Annotated in this window: 9 protein-coding genes; 7 read left to right on the forward strand and 2 right to left on the reverse strand. The window is 73.6% G+C overall.

Features of this window, described 5'->3' with window-relative positions; translation table 11 throughout:
* Positions 1–2 precede the first annotated feature (2 nt).
* Positions 3–443 (reverse strand): Fur family transcriptional regulator, encoded by a 441-nt coding sequence (locus ACNHYB_RS03040; RefSeq protein ID WP_418276905.1) that lies wholly within the window; start codon positions 441–443, stop codon positions 3–5.
* Positions 444–708: 265 nt separating this feature from the next.
* Between ACNHYB_RS03040 and ACNHYB_RS03045 the strand changes: the two genes are divergently transcribed.
* From ACNHYB_RS03045 to ACNHYB_RS03070, 6 genes are read left to right on the forward strand one after another with little or no spacing between them, the layout of a single operon-like run.
* Positions 709–2,010, forward strand: coding sequence for a hypothetical protein (locus tag ACNHYB_RS03045; protein ID WP_418276906.1), 1,302 nt, complete (start codon positions 709–711; stop codon positions 2,008–2,010).
* A gap of 33 nt (positions 2,011–2,043) precedes the next feature.
* Positions 2,044–3,432 carry a hypothetical protein gene (locus ACNHYB_RS03050; RefSeq protein WP_418276908.1) on the forward strand — a complete coding sequence of 463 codons (1,389 nt, stop codon included), beginning with the start codon at positions 2,044–2,046 and terminating at the stop codon, positions 3,430–3,432.
* On the forward strand, positions 3,429–4,805 hold the full coding sequence (locus ACNHYB_RS03055) for a CHAT domain-containing protein (RefSeq protein ID WP_418276909.1): 1,377 nt from the start codon (positions 3,429–3,431) through the stop codon (positions 4,803–4,805). The genes ACNHYB_RS03050 and ACNHYB_RS03055 overlap by 4 nt, the downstream gene beginning before the upstream one ends.
* Complete coding sequence (locus ACNHYB_RS03060) at positions 4,802–6,277, forward strand: hypothetical protein (protein ID WP_418276910.1); 1,476 nt, start codon at positions 4,802–4,804, stop codon at positions 6,275–6,277. The genes ACNHYB_RS03055 and ACNHYB_RS03060 overlap by 4 nt, the downstream gene beginning before the upstream one ends.
* 1 nt (position 6,278) lies before the next feature.
* A complete protein-coding gene (locus tag ACNHYB_RS03065; RefSeq protein WP_418276911.1) occupies positions 6,279–7,277 on the forward strand; it encodes a peptidoglycan-binding protein in 999 nt (332 codons plus the stop codon).
* Between the two features lie 2 nt (positions 7,278–7,279).
* Positions 7,280–7,540, forward strand: coding sequence for a hypothetical protein (locus ACNHYB_RS03070; RefSeq protein WP_418276912.1), 261 nt, complete (start codon positions 7,280–7,282; stop codon positions 7,538–7,540).
* On the opposite strand, the gene ACNHYB_RS03075 is transcribed toward ACNHYB_RS03070, so the two are convergent.
* Positions 7,515–8,291, reverse strand: coding sequence for an AfsR/SARP family transcriptional regulator (locus ACNHYB_RS03075; RefSeq protein WP_418276913.1), 777 nt, complete (start codon positions 8,289–8,291; stop codon positions 7,515–7,517). The genes ACNHYB_RS03070 and ACNHYB_RS03075 overlap by 26 nt on opposite strands.
* 220 nt (positions 8,292–8,511) lie before the next feature.
* Between ACNHYB_RS03075 and ACNHYB_RS03080 the strand changes: the two genes are divergently transcribed.
* Positions 8,512–9,156: a hypothetical protein gene (locus ACNHYB_RS03080; protein WP_418276914.1), complete on the forward strand. Its 645-nt coding sequence runs from the start codon at positions 8,512–8,514 to the stop codon at positions 9,154–9,156.
* The last annotated feature ends 2 nt before the right edge of the window (positions 9,157–9,158 follow it).

Genomic DNA, 9,158 nt, shown 5'->3' on the forward strand with positions numbered 1-9,158 from the left:
GTTCAGAGGGAAGCGGTGCCGGACGGCGCCCGGCAGTCGGGGCACAGGCCCCAGTACACGACCTCGGCCTCGTCGATCTGGAAGCCGTGGGCGTCCGACGGCGTGAGGCAGACCGTCTCCCCGACGGCGCAGTCGACGTCGACGACGGTGCCGCACGCGCGGCACACCATGTGGTGGTGGTTGTCGCCGACCCGCGTCTCGTAGCGGGCGACCGACCCGGCGGGCTGGATCTTGCGCACCAGTCCCGACGCCGTCAGCGTGCGCAGGGAGTCGTAGACGGTCTGGTGGGAGACGTCGGGCAGGTCCTGGCGGACGGCGGCGATGATCGAGTCGGTGTCGGCGTGGGGCAGGGCCTCCACCGTCTCCAGCACCGCCAGACGCGGGCGCGTCACCCGCAGGGACGCCCCACGCAGCACCTGCCGTGCGTCGAGGGCCGAAGTCATGCCCCCACTCTGGCCCCTTTTCTGGAACGAGTCAAGAAAACGCAGCCGCGAACGCACCGACGCCTCACCGACGCCCGACCGAGGATTCACCCGCCGGCCGGTCGCCGCGCACGCCCGACGTGGTGCGAGCCCGCAGGACCGTGCCCAGAATCGATGCGAAGGTATCAACCCGCGTCCGTCGCGCTCCGTCCAGGTGAGGCAGCGAGACCACCGACCTTCGGTCGACACCATCGGGCACCACCGGCAACGACGAATCGACGACGCCATGTCCGCACAGCACATCCCCTGGACGATCCGGACGACCGACCTCGTACCGGCGCCCGTCTACCTCCTCGAGCTCGACAAGGACGGCACCGTCACCTCGCCGAAGTCCCTCGAGGCGCTCGTCGGGGCAGCCGCCGACGCCACCGACGTCGTCGTGTTCGCCCACGGGTGGAACAACGACTTCCGCGCCGCGACGTCACGCTACGACCGGTTCTTCGACCATCTCGACCGGGTCCTGCGGTCGAAGGGCGCACCGCAGCGGGAGTTCCGTCCGGTCTACGTCGGTGTCACCTGGCCCAGCATCGTCCTGGTCATGCCGTCCGAGCGCGGCCCCGACATCGCCGGCGGGCCGGCCGACGACCTCGCCGCCGAGCTCGACGCGCTCGCCGACGTGCTCGATCCGAGCCAGGTGGCGGAGATCCGCCAGATCCTGGCCGATCCCGGCACGGGGACGACGGGGCTGCGGCGCGCTGCCACGATCCTCGCCGACCTTCCCGTGGACCCCGACGACGAGTCGGGCGCACCGCCCGAGCCCGGCGACGGCACCGCGCTGGTCGAGACGTGGCAGGAGGCGCGCGCCGGCCTCGTGACCGAACCGACCACCCGGCGCGGCGGCATCATCGACGACGACGCACCGGTCACGACACCCGACGTCGCCGGGTTCAACCCGCTCGAGCTGCTGCGCGAAGGGATCCGCCTCGCCACCGTCCGCCAGATGAAGGACCGCGCCGGCAGGGTCGGGGCGCGAGGGCTCGGGCCAGTCCTGCGCCGGATCGTCGCAACCGGGGCGCGGGTCCACCTCGTGGGGCACTCCTACGGCTGCCGTGTGGTGCTGTCCGCCGTGAGCCACGGCGCACCGCCGCGACCGAAGGTCGACTCGGTCCTGCTGCTCCAGCCGGCCCTGTCCGCCCTCGCGTTCGCCGGGTCCGTCGGCGGACGACCCGGCGGGTACCGCAGTGCACTGGACCGCGTGCGCCAGCCGATCGTCACGACCCGCTCCGCGCACGACATGCCGCTGACCCGCGTCTTCCACCTCGCGCTGCGCCGGCGGTCCGACCTCGGCGACGCCGCGATCGCCGGCGGCCCGTCGAGGTTCGCCGCCCTCGGTGGGGTCGGTCCGCAGGGCCTCGCCCGCGCGGAGCTCGTCGACGTCGTGCCGATGCCGGACGTCGGGGCCGCCTACCCGCTCCAGGGCGAGCACCGCGTCGTCGGGGTCGACGGCACCCGGTTCATCCCGAGCCACGGCGACGTCGAGTGCGACCAGACGGCCTGGGCCCTGCTCAGCCAGATCCGTCAGCCCTGACTCGACCCACCACCCTGCGGTCAGGAGGACCCGATGGCGATGGCACTGCGGACGGAGATCGACCTGCCGACGCTGCGCATCTCGCTCGACCTCGCGACGTCCGCCGTCGTCTTCAGCACCGTGCGCGGGCGCGACGGGCTCCGGGAGGCGGGGCGCTGCCCCGTCGAAGACCTCGGGCTCACCCGGTCCGTGTTCGACCGGGTCGAGGACGCCGTGCTGGACGTCCCGGCACCCCTCGTGGGCCGGCTGACCGAGACCGTCACCGCACTCGGGGCCTCTCCGGTCCGGCCGTACAACGCGCTGTGGCTGGAGATCCCCGCGCCCCGTGGACTCCTGCCGGTCGTGCCGTGGGAGCGACTGCTCGCCCCGCTCGGGCGTCCGCTGTACCGGCTGCCGTTCCATCCCGTGCGCCCTCGCCGTCCGGCCGGAGGCCTCGCGGTGGCGCTCGTCGTCAGCACGCCGTCCGTCCCTGGCGCCGTCGCCCGGACGGCGCGCGCGGTGGTCGAGCAGTACCGGCACCACGTCCCCCAGGTCGTGGTGCACGTCTTCACCGACTCCGCGTCGTGCCCGGCGGTGCAGGAGACGCTCGTCCGCCACGGCGCGCCCGGAGAGGTCGTCGTGCACGTGCCCGGCGACACGCACGGCTCGGCGCACGCCACCGGCTCCGAGCTCGTCACCAACCCGTGGCTCCGATGGCTGCTCGACGCCGCCGACGGAGACCGGCTCGACATCGTCCACATCGTCGCTCCCGGGTGCCTCGAGGACGGGCGCGGTTCGCTCGCCCTGCCCGACCCGTCGGACCCCGCCGGGGCCGAGGCGGGGCTGGTCGAGTCGGTCGAGATCGTCGAGCTGCTCACCCGTGTCGGCGCGATCGGGCTGACGCTCGCGACCCCGGGCACCGTCCACGGTGCCGCCGGGCTCCGAGAGCTCGCCGACGACGTCGCGCGGCTGCGGCCCGGGCTCACCGCGGTGCACGACCTCTCGCAGGACCCCGATGCCGTCCAGCTCGCCGCAGCGTTGCGCACGGTGCTCTCGCCGTCGGACGAAGCGGCCGTGCTCCCGGCGATGACCGCCTGGTTGAACCCGCTGTTCCTCGATCCTGTGCCCGAGCCCGGCGCGACGGGCGAGGACTCCGCACCGACGTGGGCCGGCCGCATGAGGCTTCTCGACGACGGCGGTTCCGCCTTCCTGCCGGAGACCACCCGCCTCGCCGCGGTCGAGCAGACCGACGCGTGGGTCGCCTCCGCCGTGCGGAGCATCGAGCAGCTCCAGATGGCCTGGCTCCCTGCCACGGCCGACCGCCCGGCGGACGCGGCAGCGGTCGAGGCGCTGTCCCGGGTCGCACGGCTGCTCGACGAGCACCTGCCGCCGACCCCGGCGGGCGGGAGCACCGAGCAGTCGTCTGCTGGAGGGTCCCGATGAACCGCGTCGTCTTCCAGATCTCCGCTCTCGGACGCAGCGCCGTCCCCCTGGTCAGCCTGGTGGAACCCACCGACCCGAAGACCTACCACGAGGAGTTCACCTGCCCGGCCGTCGCCATGGCTGCGCCGGCGAGCGACGCCGAGGCCGACTACGGCGGTCGGCTCTACGACGCGCTGTCGGTCAACACGGTCCTCCGGGACCACCTGATCGGCGCCCGGACGAGCCGCGACGAGCGATTCGGCGTCTGCGCCGAGATCCTGCCGCAGAGCAAGACCGACGCCCTCGCCTGGGAGACCCTGCGCTTCCCCGACGAGGACGGCCAGCAGTACCTCGCGCTGAGCACCAAGTACGCCTTCGCCCGGGTGGTCGCCGCGGGCCAGCCCCGCGTCCCGGTCTATCAGCTCGCCCCTCCGGTCCGGGTCGTGGCCGTGCTGTCCTGCCTCGGGGTGGCGGCGGAGCAGGAGATCGCCGAGCTCCGTCGGGCGGCGATGCCCCCCGATGCCGCCCACGGACCGCGGATGAGCATCCTCTTCGTCCTCGGCGAGGCCGACCTCGCCGTCGGCCTCGAGGCGGAGCGCACGGCGGGCACGGCCCCGGAGATCGCCGGGGTGCACCTCGTCCCGACCGACTTCCACGTCCTCAGGCAGCTCGTCCGCGACTTCCGGCCCCACGTCCTGCACCTGTTCGCCCACGGTTCGCCGGACGGCACGGTGCGGCTCGCGCTCAGGACGGACTGGGGAGCGGCCACTCCCGGACCTGGTCTCGCGCTGGACAAGGAACAGGTCGCCGAGCTGACGCGCAACACCGACGGCGGGTTCTGGCTCGTCGTCCTGAACTGCTGCGCGAGCGCCGCGGTCGACGAGGAGGCAGGGCTCACCTCGCTCGCCCGGGAGCTGGTGAGCAAGGGCAGCGCCCACGCCGTCGTCGGCATGCGCGCACCGATCCGTTCCCTGCTCGCCCAGAACGTCACCAAGAGCCTCTACGGCACGCTCCTGGACGATCTCGGTGCGCGGATCGACGCCCCGTCCCCGACCGCGACCCCCGTCGACTGGGCGGTCCTCGTCGCGACCGCACGGCAGAGGCTGGCCACCGCTCGGGAGCTGAACGACGGACCCGCACCGGGACCGGAACGGGAGTGGACGGTCCCGGCCCTCTACCTGCGCAAGGACGAGTTCCAGCTCCAGATCGTCGACGACGGGCCCGAGGTGGCCGACCACCGGCTCGAACGCCTGGAGCTGACCGCCCTGATGTCGGTGCGGACCTCGCTGCCGCCCGACACGGGCGCCTCGTTCCGCGCCGCCGTCGAGGCCCGGATCACCGAGATCGCCCCGGGTCTCGGGCTCGCCCCGGACTCCCTGGAGGAGGAACCGTGACCGCCGACGACGCGACCGACCCAACCCTGCCGGCGCGCGACGCCCCGGCACTCGTCGAGGGCTACACCCTGGTCGCCGACGCCTGGACCGGTGCCGGCGAGCCCGCCGGAGAGTTCGCCCGAGACCTGCGGCCCACGACGGATCTCGTGCTCGGCGAGCGCACCATGCGACCGACACCCTACGACGCGTGGGACTGGCGCAGCCCGAAGGTCGGGTGGGCCCTGGTCGCCCGGGAGCCGGAGGGGCTGTCGCGCCAGGAGCTCGTCGAGCTGGTCGACCTCCCCGGGGACGTGCGACGGCTGGTCGAGGCGCGCGGCGGCCGGGTCTTCCGGTACCGCCCCGGCACCACCCACGCGGACTGGACTCTCACCGACTACACCAACGGGATGCAGCCCTTCACGCCTGCCGCACCGGCCGGGGCCGGAGCCGACCAGCTGCCGATGTTCCTGCTGATCTACGGCGCCCCCGCACTCGTGCCCTGGCGCATCCAGTTCATCCTCAACCCGGTGCGCTACGTCGGCCGGCTCGACCTCGAGGGTGCAGCACTCACCCGCTACGTCGATGCCCTCCTCGGGGAGTGGAAGGACTCCGCGGCGCGCTGGTCCTCGCCGGTCGTCTGGGCGGTGGACCACCAGGTCGGCGAGATCACGACGCTCATGCGCGACGTGGTCGCCCAGCCGATCCACGACGCGTTCGCCGGCGACCACGAGCTGCGACCGACGTTCCTCGACGGCCGCTCGGCACCGGCGACGATCGCCACCCTGACCGCGGCCCTGGCCGAGCACCGGCCCGCCCTCGTCGTCTCCAGCAGCCACGGGCAGACCGGGCCGCTGGGCGACCTGGAGGCGATGCGTGCCGACCTCGGCAAGCCGGTCGACCATCACCACGCGCTCCTCGACCCGGCCGCCCTGCTGGAGGCGTGGCAGCCGGACGGCGCCGTCTGGTTCGCCCAGGCGTGCTGCTCGGCCGGGGCCGACAGCCCCACCGCCTACGAGGGTCTCGTGGCCGGAGACCTCGCGGCGACCCTGCGCCGGGTGGCGGAGCTCGGCGCGCTCTGCGCCCCGCTCCCCCGTGCGCTCCTCGGCGCCGACAAGCCGCTGCGGGCCTTCGTGGGTCACGTCGAACCCACCTTCAACTGGACTCTGGAGTTCCCGCCCAACCGGGCGCAGCTCACCGACTCGCTCCGCCGGTCCCTGTACGAACGCCTCTTCGCCGGTCTGCCCGTCGGCTACTCGATGGAGCCCCACTACGACCCGATCGGCTCGCTCCTGCAGGCCTACCGCAACGCGGAGAAGGAGTACCAGGTGACCTTCGGGGACGCGGCCCGCGTCCCGCTGGAGACCACCCTGTACAACCGGATCACCGCACACGATCGGGCGAGCACCGTCATCCTCGGCGACCCCACGGTCGCCATCCCCCCGCCACCCGCCCGGGACGGCACAGCGCCCCTGACCACGACCGGGAGGTCCTGACATGAGCACGATGAGGTTCGGACGTCGCACCTACCGCAACGGCGAGGTGCCCCAGTCGATCCTGGCGGAGGTCCTCCCTCCGGGCTGCCACGGCACCAGCCGACGATCCCGGGCGTACCTGCGCCGCGACGCCGCGGAGTCGTGGAACCGTGCCGTCGTCCAGGTCGAGGAGGACACCGGGCTGCGCCTCACCGTCCGCGGATGGACGCGCACGCTGGTCGAGCAACGGACGTTCTTCTTCCAGCGCTACCGGCGCGGCGCACGCAGCCCGTTTCGCGACTACCGCAAGTACGACGGCGCCACGTACGGACGGGTCAGGGGCGCCGCTGCGGCCGTGCCCGGCTACTCCAACCACGGCTGGGGCCTGGCCGTGGACGTCAACGACTTCGGCGGTGTCGGCGAGTTCGGCAACGGCCGCCGCTGCAAGGCCTACCCGATCCTCAAGAACCACGGCTGGACCGAGACCGAGGGGCGCCGCGTCAACGAACCCTGGCACCTCGTCTACAACCCGACCGCCGACCAGGGGGCCGGCAGGCGGCCCGCGCGGCGTCGGCGACGGGGCGCGTCGACGGCCGCGGCCCCGTCCCTCAAGCCGCGGCGTCCGCCCACGATCAAGCAGCGCAGCCGACGGCACGCCTGGAACCGCCTGTGGAAGGAGTACCTGCGCGCACAGGGCGTCTTCGACGGTGACACCGGGCCGGCGTTCGGCGCCTCCCTCACCGAGGCGACCAGGACGTGGCAGAAGAAGGCCGGGCTCACCCCGGACGGGGTCGTCGGGCCGAGAACCTGGTTCACCTCCACCCACGGCGTCAAGGTCGGCAGCACGGGGGCGGCGGTCAAGATCGCCCAGCAGGTCGCCGGCCTGAAGGGCAAGGACGTCGACGGCGTCGCCGGGTCCGTCTTCGCCACCCGGTGGAAGCAGATCCAGCGGTGGCTCGGCGTCCGCGCCGACGCCAGCATCGGCGACCGGACCGTCGCCGCGCTCGTGCGAAAGGGATGACCATGCTCACCACCGGTACACGCACCGGCCCCACGGGCCGGCATCGGGCACTGGCCGCCACCGCGCTCGGCGTCGCGGTCGCCGCCCTCGCCGTCCTCGCCGCGGTGTCACGCCTCCGCGCCGTCTCCGACCTCGTGGAGGAGTCCGAGGACTACGAGGCCGAGAACGCGGCGATGCTCGTCGTCGAGGTGGACCCCGACGACCCCGCTGCGGAACGGAAACCGGAGGACCTCGACATCAGCTCGGCACCGCCGTCGCCGTGACGCGCGGCGCCGGGGAGGGCACGGCGGCCCGGAGCGTGCCGACGAGGCCCGACGTCGTGGCGGACGGCTCGATGCCCAGCTCGGTGCGCAGCGTACGACGGCACACGTCGTAGGCCCGGCACGCCTCGGCGACGTTCCCCTCGGCGAGGTGGATCGCGATCACCGCGCGGTGCGCGCTCTCGCGCAGGTCGTCCGCGCGCAGCGCCGCCAACGCGGCCTCGAGCGCCAGCCCGTACCGGCCCCGCGCGGCGAGCCGGACCGCCGTCGCCTCCAGGACGTGCAGGCGAAGCTGGTGCAACCGCTCGCGCTCGGCGTCCAGCCACTGGTCGTCCCAGTCGGGAAGGAGCTCGCCGGACGCGACGTCCGGGCCCTCGGCGGGGCAGTCCGGTTCGGGCCCGGCCAGCAGGGGCCGCGACCTCTCGATCAGCTGGTCGACGTCGACGACCGGGCCGAGCCCCAGCTCGACGGCGCCGTGCGCCGCCCGCACCAGCCCGACAGCCGACTGGTTCACGCGCCAGATGCCGGTGCGCAAGCTCGCCAGAGCACGTTGTTCCAGGGTGTCCGGCCACAGCAGGCCCGCCAGACGGCTCCGTCCGGTGCGCCCCCGGAGCGCCAGCATCGCGACGAGCCGCTGCGCGCCGACCGGCAGGGCGACGACGTCCCCGTCCACCTCGAGGACGAACGATCCCAGCAGCCTGATCGCCACGGCCGGGTCGTGCGGCAGCTCACGACGCCCGAGTTGCTCCGACACACACCACCCCCAGGGGAGGACGGCTCGCGGCCGCACCGTGGACAGGGCACGAGGCCGCCGGTCGACGTTCCTCGTGGATACCGGTAGAGACGCAGGTGCTCTCCTCCTTGATACGTCCAGCCGGCCGCACCGGCCGGACGAGGACTCGTTCTTCACCCTCCGCGGGCGCGGTGACGGTCGGTTGACAGCGCGGTGACGTGCCGGGCGGAGCATCCGGGACATGAGCAGCTTCCCGGGCAGCCCGCGCACGGTCCCCGGCGCGATCGTCGCCGTCGATCCGGTCTCTGCGCTCTCCCGCGTCGCGGTGTTCCAGTACAACCCCGACGAGGTGACGCGCACCCTGACACCGCGCGCCCCTGCGGGAGGCGGGAGCACCGTCGACCAGGACCGCGTGTTCGGGGCTCCGACGCAGCGGATCGCCATGAGGGTGGAGCTGGACTCGACCGACGGCCTCGAGGTCGGCGACGGCGTCACCAGCGCCGCAGGCGTCGCGGCGGGTCTCGCCGTGCTGGAGATGCTCATGTACCCGTCGGTGGCGCGCGTCGTCGCGAACACCGCGCTGCTGCTGGCGGGGACGATCGAGGTCCTGCCGCCGCGGGCACCCCTGGCCGTCCTCGCCTGGGGGCCGGGCCTCGTGGTGCCGGTGCGGCTCGACTCGGTCACCGTCACGGAACAGGCGTTCGACGCCGCCACCCTCCAGCCCGTGCGCGCGACGGTCGACCTGTCCCTGTCCGTGCTCACCTACGACGACCTCGCGCCCACCGACCCCGGGCACTACGTCTTCGTCGCGCACCAGGTCGTCAAGGAGGCCCTCGCCACCACGGCGGGCGCCGCAGGTGTCGCCGCCATCGGGCAGGGGGCCTGACG

It is taken from the genome of Isoptericola jiangsuensis (assembly GCF_048320105.1).
In the GTDB taxonomy this organism is placed as follows: Bacteria; Actinomycetota; Actinomycetes; order Actinomycetales; family Cellulomonadaceae; genus Isoptericola; species Isoptericola jiangsuensis_A.

Bases quoted from the DNA above. Each gene is read 5' to 3' on its own strand.
- ACNHYB_RS03040 (WP_418276905.1), bottom strand. From the start codon at position 443: ATGACTTCGGCCCTCGACGCACGGCAGGTGCTGCGTGGGGCGTCCCTG.
- ACNHYB_RS03045 (WP_418276906.1), top strand. From the start codon at position 709: ATGTCCGCACAGCACATCCCCTGGACGATCCGGACGACCGACCTCGTA.
- ACNHYB_RS03050 (WP_418276908.1), top strand. From the start codon at position 2,044: ATGGCGATGGCACTGCGGACGGAGATCGACCTGCCGACGCTGCGCATC.
- ACNHYB_RS03055 (WP_418276909.1), top strand. From the start codon at position 3,429: ATGAACCGCGTCGTCTTCCAGATCTCCGCTCTCGGACGCAGCGCCGTC.
- ACNHYB_RS03065 (WP_418276911.1), top strand. From the start codon at position 6,279: ATGAGCACGATGAGGTTCGGACGTCGCACCTACCGCAACGGCGAGGTG.
- ACNHYB_RS03070 (WP_418276912.1), top strand. From the start codon at position 7,280: ATGCTCACCACCGGTACACGCACCGGCCCCACGGGCCGGCATCGGGCA.
- ACNHYB_RS03080 (WP_418276914.1), top strand. From the start codon at position 8,512: ATGAGCAGCTTCCCGGGCAGCCCGCGCACGGTCCCCGGCGCGATCGTC.